The organism is Bacillus proteolyticus (assembly GCF_001884065.1).
In the GTDB taxonomy this organism is placed as follows: domain Bacteria; phylum Bacillota; class Bacilli; order Bacillales; family Bacillaceae_G; genus Bacillus_A; species Bacillus_A proteolyticus.
Genome location: NZ_MACH01000137.1, coordinates 1 through 236, shown reverse-complemented (window position 1 = coordinate 236; position 236 = coordinate 1). Strand labels below are relative to the sequence as shown.

General features: G+C 37.3%; 1 protein-coding gene. It reads right to left on the bottom strand.

Translation table 11 applies throughout. The annotated features are described in order from the left end of the window. Positions 1-236 (bottom strand): IS6 family transposase (locus BAQ49_RS24265; RefSeq protein WP_116733499.1); only part of this gene is annotated, 236 nt, incomplete at both ends.

Here is a 236-nt window from a genome sequence, read left to right as displayed (position 1 = left end):
CCAAGGCTTTCTTGAAAAAGCGCTTGGCTGCTTGTTTATCTCTTGATTTACTTAGATAAAAATCAATTGTATTGCCCTCTGAATCAACCGCACGATATAAGTACATCCATTGACCTTTTACTTTAATATAGGTTTCATCGACTCTCCACGAGTCATTTGTTGATTTAAGATGATGTCGTACTTTCTCTTCTAATTGAGGTCCATATTGATGAACCCAGCGCATAATCGTTGTGTGA